At 63.9% G+C, this 20,333-nt stretch carries 20 protein-coding genes; 10 read left to right on the top strand and 10 right to left on the bottom strand.

Features of this window, described 5'->3' with window-relative positions; translation table 11 throughout:
* The first annotated feature begins 194 nt into the window (after positions 1–194).
* Positions 195–971, top strand: coding sequence for an NIPSNAP family protein (locus tag FJ471_RS00100; RefSeq protein ID WP_140801320.1), 777 nt, complete (start codon positions 195–197; stop codon positions 969–971).
* 12 nt (positions 972–983) lie between these two features.
* On the top strand, positions 984–1,265 hold the full coding sequence (locus FJ471_RS00095; RefSeq protein ID WP_140801145.1) for a hypothetical protein: 282 nt from the start codon (positions 984–986) through the stop codon (positions 1,263–1,265).
* Between the two features lie 2 nt (positions 1,266–1,267).
* Here the strand turns inward: FJ471_RS00095 and FJ471_RS00090 are convergent, their stop codons facing one another.
* Positions 1,268–2,104, bottom strand: a complete 837-nt coding sequence (locus FJ471_RS00090; RefSeq protein WP_140801144.1) for an alpha/beta hydrolase — start codon at positions 2,102–2,104, stop codon at positions 1,268–1,270.
* Entirely contained in the window at positions 2,101–3,039 is a 939-nt protein-coding gene (choX, locus tag FJ471_RS00085) for a choline ABC transporter substrate-binding protein (protein WP_140801143.1), read from the bottom strand. The genes FJ471_RS00090 and choX overlap by 4 nt, the downstream gene beginning before the upstream one ends.
* 80 nt (positions 3,040–3,119) lie before the next feature.
* Between choX and betI the strand changes: the two genes are divergently transcribed.
* Together betI and FJ471_RS00075 are read left to right on the top strand one after the other, a co-directional pair.
* Complete coding sequence (betI, locus tag FJ471_RS00080) at positions 3,120–3,770, top strand: transcriptional regulator BetI (protein WP_140801142.1); 651 nt, start codon at positions 3,120–3,122, stop codon at positions 3,768–3,770.
* Positions 3,771–3,854: 84 nt separating this feature from the next.
* Positions 3,855–4,631, top strand: coding sequence for an SDR family oxidoreductase (locus FJ471_RS00075; protein WP_140801141.1), 777 nt, complete (start codon positions 3,855–3,857; stop codon positions 4,629–4,631).
* Here FJ471_RS00075 and FJ471_RS00070 read toward each other — a convergent pair.
* Entirely contained in the window at positions 4,616–5,587 is a 972-nt protein-coding gene (locus FJ471_RS00070; protein WP_140801140.1) for a LysR family transcriptional regulator, read from the bottom strand. The genes FJ471_RS00075 and FJ471_RS00070 overlap by 16 nt on opposite strands.
* A gap of 105 nt (positions 5,588–5,692) precedes the next feature.
* Here FJ471_RS00070 and FJ471_RS00065 point away from each other — a divergent pair, with 105 nt between their 5' ends.
* The 4 genes from FJ471_RS00065 (at position 5,693) to FJ471_RS00050 (ending at position 9,036) form a co-directional block, all read left to right on the top strand.
* A complete protein-coding gene (locus FJ471_RS00065) occupies positions 5,693–6,175 on the top strand; it encodes a cupin domain-containing protein (protein WP_140801139.1) in 483 nt (160 codons plus the stop codon).
* A gap of 127 nt (positions 6,176–6,302) precedes the next feature.
* Positions 6,303–7,700 (top strand): class II fumarate hydratase, encoded by a 1,398-nt coding sequence (gene fumC / locus FJ471_RS00060; protein WP_140801138.1) that lies wholly within the window; start codon positions 6,303–6,305, stop codon positions 7,698–7,700.
* Positions 7,701–8,082: 382 nt separating this feature from the next.
* Entirely contained in the window at positions 8,083–8,505 is a 423-nt protein-coding gene (locus tag FJ471_RS00055) for a DoxX family protein (RefSeq protein WP_140801137.1), read from the top strand.
* Between the two features lie 108 nt (positions 8,506–8,613).
* Positions 8,614–9,036, top strand: a complete 423-nt coding sequence (locus FJ471_RS00050; protein ID WP_140801136.1) for a DoxX family protein — start codon at positions 8,614–8,616, stop codon at positions 9,034–9,036.
* An 8-nt stretch (positions 9,037–9,044) separates the two neighbouring features.
* Here the strand turns inward: FJ471_RS00050 and ppx are convergent, their stop codons facing one another.
* Together ppx and FJ471_RS00040 are read right to left on the bottom strand one after the other, a co-directional pair.
* Complete coding sequence (ppx, locus tag FJ471_RS00045; RefSeq protein WP_140801135.1) at positions 9,045–10,580, bottom strand: exopolyphosphatase; 1,536 nt, start codon at positions 10,578–10,580, stop codon at positions 9,045–9,047.
* Positions 10,577–12,772, bottom strand: coding sequence for an RNA degradosome polyphosphate kinase (locus tag FJ471_RS00040; RefSeq protein ID WP_140801134.1), 2,196 nt, complete (start codon positions 12,770–12,772; stop codon positions 10,577–10,579). Before FJ471_RS00040 ends, ppx begins: the two co-directional genes overlap by 4 nt.
* Before the next feature lie 247 nt (positions 12,773–13,019).
* Between FJ471_RS00040 and FJ471_RS00035 the strand changes: the two genes are divergently transcribed.
* Positions 13,020–13,265, top strand: coding sequence for a zinc-finger domain-containing protein (locus tag FJ471_RS00035; RefSeq protein ID WP_027169907.1), 246 nt, complete (start codon positions 13,020–13,022; stop codon positions 13,263–13,265).
* Between the two features lie 15 nt (positions 13,266–13,280).
* Positions 13,281–14,513 (top strand): FAD-dependent monooxygenase, encoded by a 1,233-nt coding sequence (locus FJ471_RS00030; protein ID WP_140801133.1) that lies wholly within the window; start codon positions 13,281–13,283, stop codon positions 14,511–14,513.
* A 98-nt stretch (positions 14,514–14,611) separates the two neighbouring features.
* Here FJ471_RS00030 and FJ471_RS00025 read toward each other — a convergent pair whose 3' ends face one another.
* From FJ471_RS00025 to FJ471_RS00005, 5 genes are all read right to left on the bottom strand, one after another.
* Positions 14,612–15,280, bottom strand: coding sequence for a TIGR02117 family protein (locus FJ471_RS00025; RefSeq protein ID WP_140801132.1), 669 nt, complete (start codon positions 15,278–15,280; stop codon positions 14,612–14,614).
* Between the two features lie 237 nt (positions 15,281–15,517).
* On the bottom strand, positions 15,518–16,321 hold the full coding sequence (locus FJ471_RS00020) for an amino acid ABC transporter ATP-binding protein (protein ID WP_140801131.1): 804 nt from the start codon (positions 16,319–16,321) through the stop codon (positions 15,518–15,520).
* A 55-nt stretch (positions 16,322–16,376) separates the two neighbouring features.
* Positions 16,377–17,534 (bottom strand): amino acid ABC transporter permease, encoded by a 1,158-nt coding sequence (locus tag FJ471_RS00015; protein WP_140801130.1) that lies wholly within the window; start codon positions 17,532–17,534, stop codon positions 16,377–16,379.
* Positions 17,535–17,538: 4 nt separating this feature from the next.
* Complete coding sequence (locus tag FJ471_RS00010; protein ID WP_140801129.1) at positions 17,539–18,726, bottom strand: amino acid ABC transporter permease; 1,188 nt, start codon at positions 18,724–18,726, stop codon at positions 17,539–17,541.
* Positions 18,727–18,788: 62 nt separating this feature from the next.
* Complete coding sequence (locus FJ471_RS00005; RefSeq protein WP_140801128.1) at positions 18,789–19,817, bottom strand: amino acid ABC transporter substrate-binding protein; 1,029 nt, start codon at positions 19,815–19,817, stop codon at positions 18,789–18,791.
* Positions 19,818–20,333 lie beyond the last annotated feature (516 nt).

Here is a 20,333-nt window from a genome sequence, read left to right as displayed (position 1 = left end):
TGCCCGAACGAAGTGAAGGCGGATGAAGGGTGCTCGAGGGAACGCCAGCGTCTCACTCCGCTGGAATACCCTCATCCGTCTCGACGCTGCGCGCCGAGCCACCTTCTCCCACAAGAAGGTGAAAGCACGATAGCAGATTGACAAAACAGGACAACCGGTCTGTTTATAAAACAGGACAATCACCCTGTTTCGAGATTCCAACCATTAACCGACCCTCTCGCCTTGCCTCGCCTGTCGTGGAGCTGCGGCAATACACGCTGAAGTCCGGACAACGCGAAACGCTGATTGCCCTCTTCGACCGCGAGTTCGTCGAAACGCAGGAGGCGACCGGCATGACGGTCATCGGCCAGTTCCGCGACCTCGACCGCCCCGACATGTTCGTTTGGCTGCGCGGCTTCGAGGACATGGAGGCGCGGAGAAATGCACTGACCGCCTTCTATGGCGGGCCGGTCTGGGCCGAACATCGCGACGCCGCTAATGCGACGATGATCGATTCCGACAATGTGTTGCTTCTGAAACCGGCATGGCCGAGCGCGGGTTTCGACTTGTCGAGACGGCAAAGGCCAGCCTGCGCCGAAGCCGGAAAACAAAATTCTGAAAGTGCTTTAGGCGGCATTGTTGAGATTTCGATTCATCATTTGCAGCCAGGCAAGGAAGCGGGCTTCACCGAGCGCTTTCGAACAGAAGCGGTTCCGCAGCTTGCAGCGAACGGCGCTCGCCTGCTGGGAGCATTCATGACGGAGAGCGCCGAAAACACTTTTCCGCGCCTGCCGGTGCGGACAGGCGAGAACGTCTTCCTGTCCGCCATCGGCTTCGACAACGAGGATGGCCATGCCTTGAGCCGGGCACCCCTTGCCGCCTCGCCTGCCCTGCGGGCTTTCCAGCGATCTGCGGAACTGGCGCGGCCGACAGAAGTGCTGCGGCTCTCGCCGACCGCGCGTTCGCTGCTCGGCACATCAGCGATTGCTTAATCGACAGGGCCTATGGTGCCGCCATCCAACTGGATGTCGCTCATGCCGCAATGGTTCACCGCAACGGTCTTCGGCCTTCTGGCACTGGCAGCGGTCTGGGGCATATACAGGTCGGTGTCCTCGGGCGTGGCCTATGACGACATCTATCGTTTCGAGATCGGCAGCAACCCGCTGGGCTTTGCCTTCGCCATCGCCAGCCGGATCCTGATCGTCGCCTTCGCGATAGCGATGATCCTGCATGCGTTGGGCTTCATCGGCGACCCGGTGTCGATGCTGCGCTCTGCGTTCGGCTGAGTTCAGCCTTCACCGAAAGTCCGGCCGATGGTCTCGGCGACAAAGGCCGGGTCTTCCCAATGCGGGTTGTGGCCGCAATCCCGCGCCCATACCAGACGCGATCCAGCCAGCGCCCCTGCCATCGACTGCTGATGAGCAGCGCCAAAAAGCGGATCACGGCCACCTGCGATGATCAGCGTCGGGACCTGCACGGACCGCGCCGCGGCGGTCAGATCCGTGCGGCGGACTTCTTCGAGAATAGCGCGCCAGCGTGCCGCCGGAATTGCCGACGCATCCTTCGCGAGGCCGGCGAGAAAGGCCCGCGGCACGCTTGGCTGACAGGCATGCCACCAGTCATAGAACGGATCGGACGGCGAGATCGGATCACGAAGCGCCGCCACGCCGTCGATCAACTGGTGATCCAATCCGAAATCGGGCTTCAGCGTGCTGGCCACGATCACCAGCCCGCGGATCAGTTCCGGATATTGTGCGGCCAGCGCGATCGACACCATGCCGCCCAGCGAATGCCCGATGACGACCGGCCGGTCTAGGCGCAGGCGCCGGATCAGCCGGGCAATGTCGTCGGCGAAATCGGCAACGCCGCAGCCTTCGCCCGCCTGCGAGCCGCCATGGCCGCGCAGGTCAGGCATGATCAGCCGGCGCCCGGAAAGATGCGGCGCCAGCAAGGAGAAGCTGCGGCTGGTGTCGGTGAAGCCATGCACGAGAACAAGCGGCGGCTCCGAGCCGGCGATCTCGACATAGGCAAGGTCGAGACCGCCGACATCGACGGTCTGCTTGCGCCCCGCCCAAGCGGCCTGCTCGGCCTCCTGCTCTCTGGGCTCCGATAGCGCCGGCCTCACAGTCCGAGCTTTTCCTTGACCGCGGCAAGGCCGGGCTTGCCGTCGAAGGTGGTGACGCCGGCGAGCCAGGCATCGAGCCGATCCTTGTGCAGGGTGATCGACTTCAGCGCCCCATCCTCCGGCTTCATGCCGTCATTGATGAGGTAGCCCATGCCGACATTTTCCATGTCGATGTCGAAGGCGAGGTTCTTCAGGAACTGCGCGACGTTCGGGCATTCCTGCAGATAGCCCTTGCGCACCTGCGTCGTCACGGTGGCGGCGCCGAAATTCGGACCGAAGAACTTGTCGCCGCCGGTCAGGTACTTGAAGTCGTACATCGTGTTCATCGGATGCGGCGCCCAGCCCTGGAAGACGATGAACTGCTTCTCCTTGATCTCGTAGCCGACCTCCGAAAGCATGCCGGCCTCGCTCGACTCGACCACCTGCCAGCCGTCCAGGCCGTATTGCGGATCGGCAATGGCGTCCATCATCAGCTGGTTGGATCCAGGCTCGATGCCGTACATCTTCTTGCCGAACTTGTCGGCGAACTTATGCAGGTCCGACAGGTCCTTGACGCCCGCGTCCCAGACATAGGTCGGCACGGCGAAAGTGTATTTGGCGCCTACCAGATTGACGCGCACATTCTCGATGGAGCCGTCCTTCTTGTAGGGCTCGTAGTAGGTGACCATGGCCGGGTCCCAGTAACCGAGGAACAGGTCGAGGTCTTTGTTCTTCAAGCCTTCATAGATGACGTTGATGCCCAGCACCTCGCTCTGCGGCTCGTAGCCGAGCGCCTGGAGCAGCACCTTGGCCACGCCGGTGGTGAACGCGAGATCGTTCCAGCCGGGCTCGGCCATGCGAACCGCTTTACAGCTCTCGGCCTCGGCGGCCCAGGCCGCCTGGGAAGCCAGTATCAGGGCCGCGACACAGACGCCATTCGCAAGCATGCGCAACATTCCGGTTCCCCTTATCGTTAAATTGACCTTTTGGTCGACTTATTGTCCCATTGGTCAATTGTTGATCTGAGCGGACGAAAATGTCAACATGGATTCGCCATGCATGGATCGATCCAGTGAAACTCACGCGCCTCAGCGACATACGCCGCAAGGAGTTGCGTCAGGCGGCCTTCGCCGTTCTGGAGCGCGAAGGCATCGCCGGCGCGACGCTGGAAAAGGTCGCGGCCCAGGCCGGCGCCTCGAAGGGCATCGTGCTGCATTATTTCCGCAACAAGCAGGAGCTGTTCGAGCACGCCATGCGCGAGGCCAACGCCGTGCTCTGCCACGCCGTGGTCGCGCGGCTGCAGCGGGCGCGGACGCCGATGGAACGGCTGGACGCGGTGATCGAGGGCAATTTCGAGGAGCACCTGTTCCTGCCGCCGCTCTGCCATGCATGGCTGTCGCTCTGCGCCGAGGTGCCGCGCGACGAGAAGCTCGCGCGCATCCAGAGGGTGATCCACGCGCGCATGCGCTCGAACCTTTTGTCCGGCCTGCGCGGCCTTGCTTCGCCGGAACTGGCTGAGGAGATCGTGCTCGGCGTCACCGCGCTGATCGACGGTCTGTGGCTCAGGCTCGGCCTGCAGCCGGGCAGCGTCACGCGCGACCAGGCGGTGCGCCAGGTCAAGGACTTCGTCGCGGGCCGGCTGGCCCTGCGCCAGCCGTCGCCCGTCGGGCTGGCCTCCGCCGGATAAAGTTCATACCGAGCGATAGGCCCCCGGCTTGACCGCCTGAGCCGTGCGGCGCTGCATTGCCGCTTCAATTGCAGGAGCATGGCGATGCGACTTCAAGGCAAGCGGGCGCTGGTCACCGGCGGTTCGGACGGCATCGGCCTGGCGATTGCCGAAGCCTTTGCCCGCGAAGGCGCCGACCTTTTGATCGTCGGACGCGACGCCGCCAAGCTGCAAGCCGCGCGCGAAACGATAGCGGGGCATGCGAAAGGCAGCGCCTCGCTCGAAACGCTCTCGGCCGATCTCGCCACCAGCGCCGGCGTCGATGCGGTTGCCTCCCATGTCGGGCAATCCGGCCGGCCGCTCGACATCCTCGTCAACAACGCGGGCGTCGCCTATCTGGTGCCGTTCGAGACGGTGAGCGCGGAGCAGTTCCAGAATTCCTTCGCGCTCAACGTGACAGCGGCGTTCTTCCTCACCCAGCGGCTGCTGCCGCATCTGAGCGCCGGCGCTTCGGTCATCAACATCTCGTCCTACTTCGCCAACAAGATGATCCCCAAGCGGCCGTCGAGCCTCTATTCGCTGTCGAAAGGCGCGCTGAACTCGCTGACCAAGTCGCTCGCCTTCGAGCTTGGCCCGCGCGGCATCCGCGTCAACGCCATCGCGCCCGGCACCATCGACACCGCCATGCGGCGCAAATCGATCGTCAACCTGCCGGCCGAAGCGCAAGCCGAGCTCAAGGCCTATGTCGAGCACAGCTACCCGCTCGGCCGCATCGGCCGCCCCTCGGATGTTGCGGGCATGGCGGTCCATCTCGCCAGCGACGAGGCCGCCTGGACCAGCGGCGGCATATTCGCGGTGGATGGCGGCTATACCGCCGGGTGAGCGCTCGAGGGGTCGTCCCAGTCCTTGAACCCGAGTTTTCCGACCTCATCGAGTATCTGCTCGCGGATCCAGCAATGCGGTGGCTCATCGTCGCGGCGCGCGTGCCAGTACATCCTCACGGCCGGCGATGGGATCGAGATCGGCGCTCTATAGATACCGAGCGGCAAGGATTTTGCCGCCGCAACCGCGAACTGTGTCGGGACGGCGGCCAGATACGGTCCGCCCGCCACGGCCAGAGCGACGGCCTGGAAATGCGGCAAGGCGAGCGTGACGCGGCGCGTCCGGCCCATTCTGCCCAGCGCATCGTCGGTGAATCCCGACATCGAGCCGTCGATGGAGCGCAATGCGTGCGGCAGCGCGCAGAAGAGTTCGAGCGGCACCTCTTCGCCTTCGACGATGCCCGCCTGGCCGAGCGCGCCATTGTCCTTCGCCGCGATGATGGCGAACGGTGAGCCGAACAGCGCCACGCTCGAGACCCACTCCGCGACCTCCAGCGGGCGCTCCAGCGCCAGGTCAATGCGATCTTCCTGCAGCAGTTTCGAGACGTCGCCGATGGCGCTGTCGAGGAAGCGGAACGATATACCGGGCGCCACCGCCGCAATGCGGGCAGCAAAGGGCGGCATCAGGAGCATGGAGAAGAAATCGGCGCCCATGAGGGTGAAGGTCCGTTCCAGCCTTGCCGGATCGAAATCGGTCGCCGGCTGAAAAGCACGCTCGATCTCGCGCAGCGCCGCGCGCACCGGCTCGGCCAGGCTTTCGGCCCGCGGCGTCGGCACCATGTCGTTGCCGCGCCGCACGAAGAGCTGGTCGTTCAACGCATGGCGCAGGCGGTTGAGCGCCGCACTCACCGCCGGCTGGCTGAGGCCGATCTGCTCGCCGGCGCGCGTCACGCTCTTCTCGCGCAGAAGCGCGTCGAGCACTCGCACCAGATTGAGGTCGAGCGCGTTCAAATTCATCGCATCAATCCGCCCTATACGATCATTCGATTTCCATCACCGGCTCGTCCTTGCTTAGGTCACCGTCGAAACCGTTTCGTCGGCGCTCAACAAAGGAGAGCAGTGATGACAATGATCAATACGACCGTCGCAGGCAAGGAGCTCCTCTGGTTCAACAACACGCTCGTCGCCATCCAGGTTTCGTCGGCCGACGGCGAGGATGGCATCTGTGTCATCGAACATCGCCAGCCCTACGGTGATTCCGCGCCGCTGCACGTGCACCGCAATGAGGACGAGGTGTTTCATATCCTCGAAGGACGGATACGTTTCGTCGTCGACGGGCGTGAGCGGATTGCCGGCGCCGGCGAAACGGTGCTCGCGCCGAAAGGCCTGCCGCACGCTTACAGGGTCGAGTCTGCCGAAGGCGCGCACACGCTCACAGTGACGCGCGGTTCGGATTTCGAGACGATGGTGCGCAAGGCCAGCCGCCCGGCGGAGCGAGCCGAGTTGCCGCCGGCGGCGGTGCCGACACCGGAGATGATCGAGATGCTGACGAGACTGTGCGCCGAGAACGGCATCGACATTGTCGGGCCGCCTATGATTGGCTGATCTCCCCTTGTGGGGGAGATGGCCTTGCCTTCAACCGATTTGCATCTTTCCCGCCCGCAATCTCCGCTTGATGCCGTTTGTGCAACGCGATACGCCCTTGCCCAAATCGACAGACCGGAGATTTCCCGTGAGCGCTGAAAAGACCAGAACCGAAACCGATACGTTCGGCCCCATCGAGGTGGCGGCCGACCGCTATTGGGGCGCGCAGGCGCAGCGTTCGCTGGGCAATTTCAAGATCGGCTGGGAAAAGCAGCCGGCTTCGATCGTGCGCGCGCTGGGGGTCGTCAAGCGGGCGGCGGCCGAGGTCAACATGGAGATGAAGCGGCTCGATCCCGCCGTCGGCAAGGCGATCGTCGACGCCGCGCAGGAAGTCATCGACGGCAAGCTCAACGATCATTTCCCGCTGGTCGTCTGGCAGACGGGCTCCGGCACGCAGTCCAACATGAACGCCAATGAGGTGATCTCCAACCGGGCGATCGAGATGCTCGGCGGCGTGATGGGCTCGAAGAAGCCGGTGCACCCCAACGACCACGTCAATATGAGCCAGTCGTCCAACGACACTTATCCGACGGCCATGCATGTCGCCTGCGCCGAGCGGGTCGTGCACCATCTGATCCCTGCCCTGCATCATCTGCACAAGGCGCTCGACGCCAAGGCGCGTGCCTTCAACCACATCATCAAGATCGGCCGCACCCACACGCAAGACGCCACGCCGCTGACCCTTGGCCAGGAATTTTCCGGCTATGCCGCGCAGGTCGCCTCGTCGATCAAGCGCATCGAGCTCACGCTGCCGGGCCTGCAGGAACTGGCGCAAGGCGGCACCGCCGTCGGCACCGGCCTCAACGCGCCGGTCGGCTTCGCGGAAAAGGTGGCGGACCGCATCGCCTCGATCACCGGCATCGCCTTCGTCACCGCGCCGAACAAGTTCGAGGCGCTCGCCGCGCACGATTCCATGGTCTTTTCGCACGGCGCGATCAACGCGGCGGCTGGGGCCCTCTTCAAGATCGCCAACGACATCCGCCTGCTCGGCTCCGGCCCGCGCTCTGGTCTCGGCGAGCTGTCGCTGCCGGAGAACGAGCCGGGCTCATCGATCATGCCGGGCAAGGTCAACCCGACCCAGTGCGAGGCGCTGACGCAGGTTTGCGTGCAGGTGTTCGGCAACAATGCAGCGCTCACCTTCGCCGGCAGCCAAGGCCATTTCGAGCTCAACGTCTACAACCCGCTGATGGCCTACAACTTCCTGCAGTCGGTACAGCTGCTGGCCGATGCCTCCGTCTCCTTCACCGACAATTGCGTGGTCGGCATCGAGGCGCGTGAGGATAATATCAAGGCGGCGCTCGAGCGCTCGCTGATGCTGGTGACGGCGCTTGCGCCCACCATCGGCTACGACAACGCCGCCAAGATCGCCAAGACCGCGCACAAGAACGGCACCACCTTGCGCGAGGAGGCTCTTGCCACCGGGCTGGTCAGCGAAGCCGATTACGACCGGCTGGTGCGCCCCGAGGACATGACGCATCCGGGGTAGGTCTCGACGCCGGAAGGCCTGCGAGGTCGTCATTCCAGGGCGAATCTCCGTCGCGGAGACCCTGGAATGCATGCCGTTACTTCGGGCATGAGCACAGCAGAGCAGAATCTGCACCGCAGCGGCGGCTTTGAAGTCACGGAATGGATCCTCGGGTCTGCGCCGCGTCGCTTCGCTCCTTGCTTCGCCCGTGGATGACGAAGCCCCAGGGATTTTGCGGCAGCACAATTTGCTCCTCGTGCCCAGTTCGCCGACATGAATTTCGCGCCGCCCCAGAACAGTAGGACATAGGTTCTGTGAACAATGTGTCGCCGCATAGGTGGCTTTTGGTGAACAGTCCTCATCGTCTATCTGACGGACCATTCAACCCGTTCGGAGAACCGCCATGTCCATCAACTCTTCCGTCGCCGGCAACGGCGCAGCGTCCAACAGCTCCACCACGATCCTGCTCGGCCGCATCCTGCTTTCCGTCATCTTCCTGCTTTCCGGCTTCGGCAAGCTCACCGCCATTTCCGGCACTGCCGGCTATTTTGGCGCTCTCGGCCTCCCGGCGCCGACCGTCACCGCTATCGTCGTCGGCCTGATCGAGCTGCTTGGCGGCCTTGCCATCCTCGTAGGCTTCCAGACCCGCATCGCCGCCTGGGTGCTCGCGATCTTCACGATCGCCACCGGGCTGGTCGCGCACACCGGCTGGGCCGACCAGATGCAGATGATCCAGTTCCTCAAGAACCTGGCCATCACTGGCGGCTTCATCCTGCTCGCCTCTTCCGGCGCCGGCGCCTATTCGATCGACGCCAAGCGCGCCTGATCTTTGCCTCCCAAGATCCCAACTGAAGCGGCGCGGAATTTTCCGCGCCGCTTTTTCGTTTTCCAATGCAGGCGTAAACTGCATCGGCTGACGGCAAGGGAGGTGGCCATGTTTCGCAACGCGTTGCTTCTGGTCTCGCGGCTCCTTCTTGCCGCGCTCTTCGTGCCGTCGGGCTTCCAGGCGCTCACCAACATCGGCGGCACGATCAACTATTTCACCGGTCTCGGCGTGCCGCTGCCGACTTTGGCGGCCTGGGGCACCGGCCTGTTCGAGCTGATTGCCGGGCTTCTGATCCTTGTCGGTTTCCAGACGCGGGTCGTGGCGCTTTTGCTTGCGGCTTTCTGTGTGGTTGCAGGTTTCATCGGCCATTACGGCCAGGGCGGCGAGGATGCGAGCCTCGCCTTCCTGCACCAGCAGATGCTGATGAAGGATATCGCCATTGCCGGCGGTTTCCTTGCGCTCGCCATGGCCGGCGCCGGCGCATGGTCGGCCGACGGGCGCGGCTTCGGCATCGGTGCCGAAGTGACTTAAGCCCGACCCTATTTCACCGAAACGCTCGGGCCCCCTTCGACCGCCAGCACCAGGCGGCGGTTGGTGATGCGCGCGAGCTGTGCCAGGCGGCCAGCCGGGCGCTCTCCGTAAAGATCGGCGAGCGAGGCCGGCAGCACCAGCGCCAGCGCGCCGTTGCCGCGGCTTTCCCATTTGAGCCTAGGCATCACGCCGGGCATTGCCGCGGTCAGCAGGTAGACCACGCGCATCATCGCCGCCAGCACGCGGGCCCGCTCGAGCAGCCTGGGCGGTGCCAGCGCCTTGATCTCGGGCGCGATGCCGTCGTTGAAGATGCCGTCATGGCGATAGGCGTTGGCCAAGGCCAGATAGGCGCGGCCAGGGTGGTCGACGCCGATGAAGGAGGCATGCGCGATGATGTTGAGCGACTGCCTGCCGCGATATTCGGGATGCGCGCGCCAGCCGATATCGGCGAGCAGGCAGGCGGCATGGCGGTAGCGCGCCTCGTCTTCCGTCTCGTCGATGCCAAAGGCCTTGAACGCCTTGCCGGTCCATTCGACCAGGTCATGCGCGTGGTGCACCGAGCGCGAACGCAAGAGCGCCAGTTCCTCGGCCGCCGAGATCAGCGGATCGGATTTCTGCTCGTCGGCGTCGAGCAGCGAATAGAGGAAGCCTTCGCGCACGCCCTGCGCCGAGACGACGATCTTCGAGGGCTGCATTGCCGTCATGATCTCCTGCAGCACGACGGCGCCGTAGGGCAGCAGCGAGCGGCGGTTCTTGGAGACGCCCTCGATGCCCCTCACCTTCTCGACCTCGCCCTTGGCCACCTGCTTCAGGAAAGCCTGCGCGCTGTCGGCTGAAATCTCATAGTGATGCATGACGCCGAGCGGGTAGTTGGTCATCTCCATATGCAGCCTGGCGAGGTTTCGCCAGGTGCCGCCGACAGCATAGAAGACCCTGCCCTGTCCGCTTTTGAGCAGCTTTGCCCGCGCCAGCTCCTGGCGCGCGATCTTCTGCGCCTGGACAAGCGAGTTCCTGGCCATGTCCTGCAGGCGCAAGCCGCCGAGCGGCAGCGTGATGCCATCGCCGATCGCTTCGCGATTGATGTCGATCAGCTCCAGGCTGCCGCCGCCTAGGTCGCCTGCGATGCCGTTGGCCGGATGGAAGCCGGATATGACGCCGAGCGCCGAATAATAGGCTTCCTGACGACCGGTGAGCACGCGGATCTCGGTCTTCAGAACGTCCTCGGCGCGATGGATGAAATCAGGACCGTTGCCTGCCTCGCGCGCGGCGGCGGTGGCCAGCACATACATGTGCTCGGCGCCCGCCTGGTCGGACAGCGCGCGGAACCGGCGGAATTCCTCCATCGAGCGCGTCACCGCCTCGGGGTCGAGCCTGCCCGTCGAAACGATGCCGCGGCCGAGGCCAGCCAGCATCTTTTCGTTGAACAGCAGCGTGGGCGAGCGCGCCAGCCCCTCATAGACGACAAGGCGGATCGAGTTCGATCCGATGTCGATGATCGACAGCGGCCGCCGGTCCTGAAGCCGGCCCTGGGAAACTGCGATCACGCGGCGCCGTTCTTCTTGCGGCGCTTGAACTGGGCGATGCGCTTGGGCGCATGCGACTTCAGCGCGTCACCCCGTCCGGAGAGGCTCGGATTGGTCATGAAATATTCCTGCGCGTTGAACGGCTCTTCGCCCTCCTCCAGCACAACGCGCCGGGAGGTCCCGTCAGCCAATACGTCGAAACTTTGCTGGTTGTCCATGATGTTGCCCAGCATGATCTGGCCAAGCACCTGTTCATGCACAGTTGGATTGGTGATGGGCACCAGGGTCTCGACGCGGCGGTCGAGATTGCGCGGCATCATGTCGGCCGACGAGATGTAGACGACCGCCTCGTCCGACGGCAGGCCGTGGCCGTTGCCGAAGCAGAAGATGCGGCTGTGCTCGAGGAAACGGCCGACGATCGATTTCACCCTTATGTTCTCGGAGAGGCCCGGCACCTGCGGCCTGAGGCAGCAGATGCCGCGCACGACGAGGTCGATCTCGACGCCGGCGCGGCTGGCGTCATAAAGCGCGTCGATGATGGTCGGATCGACCAGCGCGTTCATCTTCATCCAGATGCGGGCCGGCCGGCCCTCGCGGGCATGGACGATCTCCTCCGAGATATGCTTCAGGATGCGATTGCGCAGCGTGAAGGGCGACACCGCAAGGCGCATTTCCTCGGCCGGCTCGGCATAGCCGGTGATGAAGTTGAAGACCTGCGCGACATCGCGCGCGATGGTCGGATCGGTGGTGAAGAAGGACAGGTCGGTGTAGATGCGCGCGGTGACCGGATGGTAATTGCCGGTGCCGAGATGCACGTAATTGCGCAGCTTGCCGTCCTCGCGGCGCACCACCAGCGACATCTTGGCGTGGGTCTTGAGCTCCAGGAAGCCGAACACGACCTGGACGCCGGCGCGTTCGAGGTCGCGCGCCCAGCGGATGTTGGCCTCCTCGTCGAACCGCGCCTTGAGCTCGACAAGCGCCGTCACCGACTTGCCGGCCTCGGCGGCATCGATCAGCGCGCGCACGATCGGGCTGTCGTTGGAGGTGCGGTAGAGCGTCTGCTTGATCGCCACCACTTCGGAATCGGCCGCGGCCTGGCGCAGGAACTGCACCACCACGTCGAAGGATTCGTAAGGGTGGTGGACGACGATGTCCTTCTCGCGGATGGCGGCCAGGCAATCGCCGCCATGCTCGCGGATGCGCTCGGGGAAGCGCGGATTGTAGGGCGTGAATTTCAGGTCGTCGCGCGGAATGGCGACGATCTCGGAGATCTGGTTGAGCGCCAGCGGGCCGGTGAGCACGCTGATGCGGCTCGACGAGACGCCGAGCTCGCCGGCGACGAAATCGCGCAATTCGGCAGGCATCAGCGTGTCGAATTCGATGCGGATCACCGAACCGCGGCGCCGCCGCTTCAGCGCCGTCTCGAACAGGCGCACCAGGTCTTCGGACTCTTCCTCGACCTCGATATCGCTGTCGCGGATGATGCGGAACGTGCCCGAGCCCTTGACCTCGTAGCCGGGGAAGAGCTTGCCGATATAGATGCCGACTGCTTCCTCCAGCGGGATGAAGCGGACATGGTGCTTGCGGTCGGGCAAGCGGATGAAACGCTTGAGTGCCACCGGCAGGCGCAAGAGCGCGCTCATCGCCTCGCCATTCTTGCGATGGCGCAGCTGCAGCGCGATCGAGAAGCCGAGATTGGGGATGAACGGGAACGGATGCGCCGGGTCGATCGACAGCGGCGTCAGCACCGGGAAGACCTGCTCCTGGAAATGGTCTTCAAGCCAGGCCCTCTCTTCCTTGGTGAGCGCATCGCGGGTGATGCTTTCGATGCCCTCCTTGTTGAGCAGGGTCATCAGCGTCGACAGGCTCTTCTGCTGGTCCTCCTGCAGGCGTTCGACCTCGCGCAGCAGCTGCTCGAGCTGCTGCTCGGGGGTGCGGCCGTCCGGGCTTTTCAGGGCGATGCCCTCGCGCACCTGGCCGGCGAGGCCGGCGACGCGGACCATGAAGAATTCATCGAGATTGGCGGCCGAGATCGACAGGAAGCGGACGCGTTCGAGCAGCGGATGATGCTCGTTCAGCGATTCCTCCAGCACGCGGCGGTTGAATTGCAGCCAGGAGAACTCGCGATTGACGAAACGGTCGGGATTGCCGCCGTCCGGGCTGGCCGCCTCGACGGTGATGAACTCGCTCAGTACAGGCTTCAGTTCGTTCATGGTTTCCCGCTCTGCCCGCAACTTTCTGGGAGCGCCGCATATTGCCGTTCAGCGACGCTCTAACATTTGTTTGTGACGCATGATCGTCACGGAATCGCTCCGCGCCCAGCCGCATGCGCTTAACCGGCTCAACTTATCCTCTGCCAGGCTTTTGCGACAGTTTGATTTCATCGATCTTGCAAACTGGCCTGTTATGCTCCAGATGCAGGCTAGTCACACCACTGGCCAAACCCAATTGGAGACGACGATGGCAGGCGGCAGCATCCCCCATTTCCAGAACGACGCGGGCCATCCGGTCATCGAGATCGGCGTCAAGGAATTCATGTGCACCGGCGCCAACCCGCCTTTCGACCACCCGCATGTGTTCCTCGATATGGGCGACGACAATGAAAAGGTCTGTCCCTACTGCTCGACGCTCTACCGCTATTCGCCGTCGCTGAAGGCGACGGAAACGCAGCCGGCCGGCTGCCTCTATGTCGATCAGGCCGCCTGACCCTTTTTCCCAACCATGGCTGAAACACGGTCCCGGCAAATCATTATCGCCGGGGCTGGCATCGCCGGCCTGACGGCGGCGATCGCTTTCTCGACGCGTGGCTTCCCGGTAACGCTGTTGGAGCAGGCCAAGCAGCTCGAAGCGGCCGGCGCCGGGCTCCAGCTTTCCCCCAATGCGACCCGTATCCTGCGCCGGCTCGGCGTGCTCGATCGCCTGCTGGCCGACGCGATCCGGCCGGAAGCGGTGGTGCTGAAGGACGCAAGTAGCCTGCGTGAGCTGGCGCGCGTGCCGCTTGGGGAGGCTGGTGAAAGCCGTTGGGGCGCGCCCTATCTGGTGGCGCACCGCGCCGACCTGCAGGCGGCGCTGATGGTTGCGGCGGCAAACCGGCCAGATGTAGAGCTCGTTACCGGGGCGCGGGTGACCGGCATCGCCGCCGACCCGCAAAGCGTAACCGCGACTGTCGAGACCGAGGGCGAAACGACGCATGTCACGGGCGGCCTGGTGGTCGGAGCGGACGGCGTGTGGTCCTCGGTCCGCGCCGAGCTTGCCCGGACGGCCGGCTTTGCGGCAAGCCGCTTTTCGGGCGAACTCGCCTGGCGCGCGACGATCCCGGCGGAAAGCGCCGCCGGCCAGGTCTTTATGCAAATCGGCGCTGCCGACTGCGTCACCACCTTCCTGCATCCCGGCTTCCATATGGTCGCCTATCCGGTGAGCAAGGGCAGCGCCTTCAACCTTGCCGCCTTCACCAAGGGCGAGCGCATCGCCGAAGACTGGTCCGGCCATGCCGACCCCGCCATCCTCTCAGGGGCCGTGCGCGGCACGGCGGCAACATTGTCGAGGCTGGTGGCGCTCGCCGGCCCCTGGACGGCTTTCCCCATCCACACGGTCGAGCAGCGCCGCTGGACGATGCCGGAAGGCATCGCGCTGATCGGCGACGCCGCGCATGCCATGACACCCTTCGCCGCGCAGGGCGCGGCCATGGGGATCGAGGACGCCGCGATGCTTGCCGATCTGGTCGCCGATTTTCCTGGCGATCCCAGGCAGAGCCTGACCATCTGGGAGAATCTCAGGCGGCCGCGCGTCGAACGAGTGCTGAAACGCGGTGCGCTGAACCGTTTGGCCTGGCACGCCTGGGGACCGGTGGCGATCGCCCGCAACCTGGTGCTCGCAGCTCGGCCGGCGGAGAAGCTCGCGGCGGATCTGGACTGGCTCTACGGGTGGGAGGAGCAGAAGGTCGTGCGGCGGTAGCGCGTCTGGTGGCCGGATAGGCCGGCGGGACAGCACCCCCCTCTTTCCTGCAGGCCAGAGAGGGGTGTGACGGAACTCGGCGCTCGCCTAGACGAGCGCTAATCATACAACCCCATCGACCACCACAGCGAAACCGGCAGCGGGTTCCACCATCCCGTGCGAAGGCCGGCAACGCGCAGCCCAGCCGCCGTCCAGGTGTTGCAGCCGACCAGCGCGTTGAAATGACCGTTGGCTTCGTAGAAACGGTCATAGGTTGAATAGCCCGCATCCTCGATGACCACAGGCCCGGCGGGCCCCTGCTGGAAGCTCTCCGCGATATAGTCGAGCAGCGCTGCAAAATGCGTCTCGTCGATGTCGAAATCGGCGACATCCGGATGTGGCTCCTTGATCGCTCCCGCGATATCGACATGCATCACAGAGGCATCGAGCGTCAGCGCTTTCACCACCGGCGCGGCCTTCAGTTGCGACCAGGTCGGCGTCTCCAGATAGAAGGCGCGGCCACCCCAGCCGAAAACGATATAGCGCGCCTCCGGCGCTTCGATCGGCAGGCCGGCATCGGCGAGGAAGGCAAATCGCCGGCGCACGCCGTCGTCGAGGGGCACGGCGATGTCGGTGTGGATCGGGTTCTTCAGCACCAATATGTGCCGCGTCCCCTCGCCTTCGGCCATCGTCGCAGGCCAGAGAGGGCGCGGCACCAGCGTGCCGAGCGCGGCGGCGAGCAGCACCGCTCCTACGAGCATTGCCAGATATCGCAGGAATTTTCGCATCAGGCGCGATAAGTCGGCCGCATTTGCCGCAGCTTTCGAGATTGGCTGAAGCCGTTCGTGACTTCGTCATCCTCGGCTTCAGCCGAGGACCCACGCCCCCACCCCTGCCGCAAGCGCAACGGTGTGGAATTCTGAACCGCGGCAACGCCTCGATGTCACGGCATGGATTCCAGGGTCTGCGCCGCGTCGCTTCGCTCCTTGCTCCGCCCATACATGACGAAGCGGAGGCGCGCCGCCTCAGTGCAGGATCTGGCTGAGGAACAGCTTCGTGCGCTCATGGCGCGGATGGTCGAAGAACTCGGCCGGCGTGTTCTGCTCGACGATCTGGCCCTGATCCATGAAGATCACGCGGTTGGCGACCTTGCGGGCAAAGCCCATCTCGTGGGTGACGCACAGCATAGTCATGCCCTCTTCCGCCAGCCCCACCATCGTCTCCAGTACCTCCTTGATCATCTCCGGATCGAGCGCCGAGGTCGGCTCGTCGAACAGCATGATGCGCGGGTTCATGCAGAGCGAGCGGGCGATCGCCACGCGCTGCTGCTGGCCGCCGGAGAGCTGTCCAGGATATTTGTTGGCCTGTTCCGGGATCTTGACGCGCTTGAGGAAATGCATGGCGATCTCTTCCGCCTGCTTCTTCGGCATCTTGCGCACCCAGATCGGCGCCAGCGTGCAGTTCTCCAAGATGGTCATATGCGGGAACAGGTTGAAGTGCTGGAACACCATGCCGACCTCGCGGCGCACCTCGTCGATCTTCTTCAGATCGTTGGTGAGCTCCTTTCCGTCGACGATGATCTTGCCCTTCTGGTGTTCCTCCAGCCGGTTGATGCAGCGGATCATGGTCGACTTGCCGGAGCCGGACGGACCGCAAATGACGATGCGCTCGCCGCGCATCACCTTGAGGTTGATGTCCTTCAGCACGTGAAACTCGCCATACCATTTGTGCATGCCGACGATGTCGATGGCGACATCGGTGGTCGAGACATGCATCTTTCCGGCATTGACCTTGAGGTCTTCCGCGCTGACGGCGTTTTCTGATGACATGACCAATTTCCCCTTTTTATCTTTTGACTAGATGCGCACCGTCACGCGACATGCATCAGCGTTTGTAACCGGTGTCGAGCCGGCGTTCAGTATACATCGAATAGCGCGACATGCCGAAGCAGAACAGCCAGAACACGAAAGCGGCAAAGATCAGGCCCGACTTGGGGGTCTGCGGCGTCGCCCAGTTCGGATCAGCGAAATTCTGCTTCACCACGCCGAGCAGGTCGAACATCGAGATGATCAGCACCAGACTGGTGTCCTTAAACATACCGATGAAGGTGTTGACGATACCGGGGATGACCAGCTTCAACGCCTGCGGCAGCACGATCAGGCTCATCTTCTGCCAATAGCCGAGGCCGAGCGAATCGGCGCCCTCATACTGGCCCTTCGGGATCGCCTGCAGGCCGCCGCGGATCACCTCGGCCATATAGGCGGCGGCAAACAGCGAGACGCCGATCAGCGCCCGCAGATACTTGTCGAACGTGACACCCTCGGGAAGGAACAACGGCAGCATGACGCTGGCGAAGAACAGCACCGTGATCAACGGAATGCCGCGCACCATCTCGATGAAGACGATGCACAGCCACTTGACGATCGGCATCTTCGAACGGCGCCCGAGCGCCAGCACGATGCCCATCGGCAGCGACACGGCGATGCCGACGAAGGAGAGGCTGAGCGTGATGAGAAGTCCGCCCCAACGCGCGGTCTCGACATGCTCCAGGCCGAAGGCACCGCCGACCAGCAGGAAGAAGGCGACGATCGGCAGCGCCACGAACAGCAGGATGGCGTTCAACCCCTTGCGCGGCACGCGCGGGATCAGCATCGGCACCAGCAGCACCACGAACAGGATGGCGACCAGAATCGGCCGCCAGCGCTCCTCGATCGGATAGGTGCCGAACATGAACTGGCCGAACTTGGCGTTGACGAAGGCCCAGCAGGCGCCGGTCCAGCCGTCGGGCTGGATGCCGCCCTGCGCGGCCGTGGCGCAGACCGAGCGGTCCGGCCCGGTCCACTGCGCGTTGATGAAGGCCCAGTTGACGACCTGCGGCACGATCCACAGCACAATGGCGATACCGAGGACGGTGAGGACGGCGTCGCCAACCGAACCGATCAGGTTCTTGCGCACCCAGGCGATGGCGCCGCGCTCACCGGCAGGCGCCGGCTGCGCGAGCGTCATCTCGGTGCGCACCCAGGACATATCGTGTTCCTGCATGGCCTTACCTCTCCACCAGCGCCATTCTGGCGTTGACGATGTTCATGACAAAGGATGTCACCAGGCTCAGCACCAGATAGGCGATCATCATGATGAACACGCCTTCCACCGCCTGTCCGGTCTGGTTCAGCACCGTGCCGGCCGTGGCCGTCAGATCGGGATAGCCGATGGCGATCGCCAGCGAGGAGTTCTTGGTCAGATTGAGATACTGGCTGGTCAGCGGCGGGATGACGATGCGCATCGCCTGCGGGACAACCACCAGGCGCAGGATCGGGCCTGAGCGCAGGCCGAGCGCGCCGGCTGCTTCACTCTGGCCCTTGCTTACGCCCCTGATGCCGGCGCGCACGATCTCGGCGATGAACGCGGCGGTGTAGAAGGAAAGCGCCAGGAGCAGCGACAGGAACTCCGGCTTGATCCAGAAACCGCCGGTCAGGTTGAAGGTCGACTGTTTCGGGAAATCGAAGGTAAGCGGCATGCCGCTGAGCAGGAAAGCGAGCACCGGCAGTCCCACGATGAGAGCGACCGACGTCCAGAAGACCGGGAATTGCTGGCCGGTCGCCCTCTGCCGCTGTCGCGCCCTGTGGGCGACGAACCAGGCCATTGCGATGGCGAGCAGCAATGCGACGCCGATCAGCCAGGAACCGTCCCCCCAGATAGCGCGCGGCAAATAGAAACCACGCTGGTTGAGGAAGGAACCGAAAGGCAGATGGATGCTCTCGCGCGGCGCCGGAAGCACGGCCAGCACCCCGGAGTACCAGAAGAAAATGACCAGCAGCGGCGGGATGTTGCGGAATATCTCGACATAGACCGTGCAGATCTTGCGGATCAGCCAGTTTTGCGACAAGCGGCCGATGCCGACCGCGAAGCCGACGACGGTGGCAAGGACGATGCCGGCGACCGCGACGATGATCGTGTTGAGCAGGCCGACGACGAGCGCCCGGAAATAGGTCGAGTCCGACGTGTAGGCGATCGGCGTGTCGGAGATGTCGAAGCCGGCCCTGCTCTTGAGGAAGCCGAAGCCCGAGGCGATGTGCAGGCGCCGTAGATTGTCGATGACGTTGTCGACGATCCACCAGATCGAGCCGAACACCAGGATGATGACCAGCGTCTGAAAGAACAGGCTGCGTATTCTCGGGTCATTGATGAAGGAGCCGCGACTCGGCTCCTCGCGAAGGATTTCTTGCGAAGCCATGGACCGTCCCCTGAAAAGAGAAACCAGGAGGCAGACGACCTGCCTCCCGGATCACGTTTCAATCAGCGGATCGGCGGGCCGTATTGCAGGCCGCCCTTGGTCCACAGCGCGTTGATGCCGCGCGCGATCTTGAGCGGGCTGCCCGAGCCGACATTGCGTTCGAACATTTCGCCGTAGTTGCCGACAGCCTTGACGATGTTGACAACCCAGTCGTTGGAAAGGCCGAGATCGGCGCCGTACTTGCCGTCGGGCTCAGTGCCGAGAATACGCTGGATGTTGGGATCGGTCGACGTCTTCATCTCGTCGACATTGGCCTGCGTGATGCCGGCTTCCTCGGCGTTGAGCAGCGCGAAATAGGTCCAGCGCGCGATATGCGCCCACTGGTCGTCGCCCTGGCGCACGGCCGGGCCGAGCGGCTCCTTGGAGATGATCTCGGGCAGCACGACGTGGTCGGCCGGCGAAGAGAGCGTCAGACGGATGCCGTAAAGGCCGGACTGGTCGGTGGTGTAAGCGTCGCAGCGGCCCGCGTCATAGGCGGCGTTGACCTCTTCCAGCTTCTCGAACACGACGGGGTTGTACTCCATCTTGTTCTTCTTGAAGTAATCGGCGAGGTTGAGCTCGGTCGTGGTGCCGCTCTGCACGCAGACGGCGGCGCCCGAAAGCTGCAGCGCGGAGTTCACCCCCGGCAGCTTCTTGGCGTTGATCATGAAGCCCTGGCCGTCATAGTAGGTGACGCCGACGAAATCGAGGCCGAGCGCGCTGTCGCGGTTGCTGGTCCAGGTGGTGTTGCGCGACAGGATGTCGATCTCGCCCGACTGCAGCGCGGTGAAGCGCTCCTTGGCGCTGAGCGGCGTGAACTTGACCTTGGATGCGTCACCGAAGACAGCGGCCGCAACGGCGCGACAGAAGTCCGCGTCGATGCCTTTCCAGTCACCCTTGTCGTCCGGCGCCGAGAAGCCGGCGAGGCCGGTCGAGACGCCGCACTGGATGAAGCCCTTCTGCTTCACGGTGTCGAGCGTGCCGGCCGAAGCGGCGGACGCCATGAACCCGAGCGCGGCGGCGCCAAGGATGCCGATTGCAATGTGTTTCATGACCCACAGACCCTTTTCTGTTACAGGCGCCCCTGCTGCCAGGCGACACTTGATCTTTTTTCGTTTGTGAATGCAGCTCCCACTTCAAGGCCCACTCCCGGACCCGCATCGGTTGCCGATGCGCTGCCTCCCATTCACGAAACGCATCGAAGGCGATTATTCCTGTGAGGTCAAGGGAAATGACCGAATCCCGGGAGGTTTGAAAAGCAATTGCCGCAAATGCCTGAACTGCGCACAAGAGCGCCATGAAACCGGCAGGCCATGCAAACAAATCAGTCAAGTTGCGTCGTCGCGAATCCATGGCCAGGCAGCAAAATCCGCTTCGGCAATAGCGATGCTTTATTGGGCGCGCATGCCGTTGGATTGGCCCAGCGGAAGACCGGCTTTTGGCGGGCCCGGCGCGGTTGCGCGGGCTTGGCCGCCGCTTTATGGCTGCTCCCCAGACATCATTCGACCCCTTACATCAATTGGCTGGCGACGAACCATGAATAGACACGGCATCCAGATGGGCATCAA

The organism is Mesorhizobium sp. B2-7-1 (genome assembly GCF_006440735.1).
Taxonomy (GTDB): Bacteria; Pseudomonadota; Alphaproteobacteria; order Rhizobiales; family Rhizobiaceae; genus Mesorhizobium.
This window is presented reverse-complemented; position numbering and strand designations above follow the sequence as displayed.

Coding starts and splice junctions, on each gene's coding strand:
- FJ471_RS00095 (WP_140801145.1), top strand. CDS start 984: ATGGTGCCGCCATCCAACTGGATGTCGCTCATGCCGCAATGGTTCACC.
- choX (WP_140801143.1), bottom strand. CDS start 3,039: ATGTTGCGCATGCTTGCGAATGGCGTCTGTGTCGCGGCCCTGATACTG.
- betI (WP_140801142.1), top strand. CDS start 3,120: ATGTCAACATGGATTCGCCATGCATGGATCGATCCAGTGAAACTCACG.
- FJ471_RS00075 (WP_140801141.1), top strand. CDS start 3,855: ATGCGACTTCAAGGCAAGCGGGCGCTGGTCACCGGCGGTTCGGACGGC.
- FJ471_RS00070 (WP_140801140.1), bottom strand. CDS start 5,587: ATGAATTTGAACGCGCTCGACCTCAATCTGGTGCGAGTGCTCGACGCG.
- FJ471_RS00065 (WP_140801139.1), top strand. CDS start 5,693: ATGACAATGATCAATACGACCGTCGCAGGCAAGGAGCTCCTCTGGTTC.
- FJ471_RS00055 (WP_140801137.1), top strand. CDS start 8,083: ATGTCCATCAACTCTTCCGTCGCCGGCAACGGCGCAGCGTCCAACAGC.
- FJ471_RS00050 (WP_140801136.1), top strand. CDS start 8,614: ATGTTTCGCAACGCGTTGCTTCTGGTCTCGCGGCTCCTTCTTGCCGCG.
- FJ471_RS00040 (WP_140801134.1), bottom strand. CDS start 12,772: ATGAACGAACTGAAGCCTGTACTGAGCGAGTTCATCACCGTCGAGGCG.
- FJ471_RS00035 (WP_027169907.1), top strand. CDS start 13,020: ATGGCAGGCGGCAGCATCCCCCATTTCCAGAACGACGCGGGCCATCCG.
- FJ471_RS00030 (WP_140801133.1), top strand. CDS start 13,281: ATGGCTGAAACACGGTCCCGGCAAATCATTATCGCCGGGGCTGGCATC.
- FJ471_RS00025 (WP_140801132.1), bottom strand. CDS start 15,280: ATGCGAAAATTCCTGCGATATCTGGCAATGCTCGTAGGAGCGGTGCTG.
- FJ471_RS00020 (WP_140801131.1), bottom strand. CDS start 16,321: ATGTCATCAGAAAACGCCGTCAGCGCGGAAGACCTCAAGGTCAATGCC.
- FJ471_RS00015 (WP_140801130.1), bottom strand. CDS start 17,534: ATGCAGGAACACGATATGTCCTGGGTGCGCACCGAGATGACGCTCGCG.
- FJ471_RS00010 (WP_140801129.1), bottom strand. CDS start 18,726: ATGGCTTCGCAAGAAATCCTTCGCGAGGAGCCGAGTCGCGGCTCCTTC.
- FJ471_RS00005 (WP_140801128.1), bottom strand. CDS start 19,817: ATGAAACACATTGCAATCGGCATCCTTGGCGCCGCCGCGCTCGGGTTC.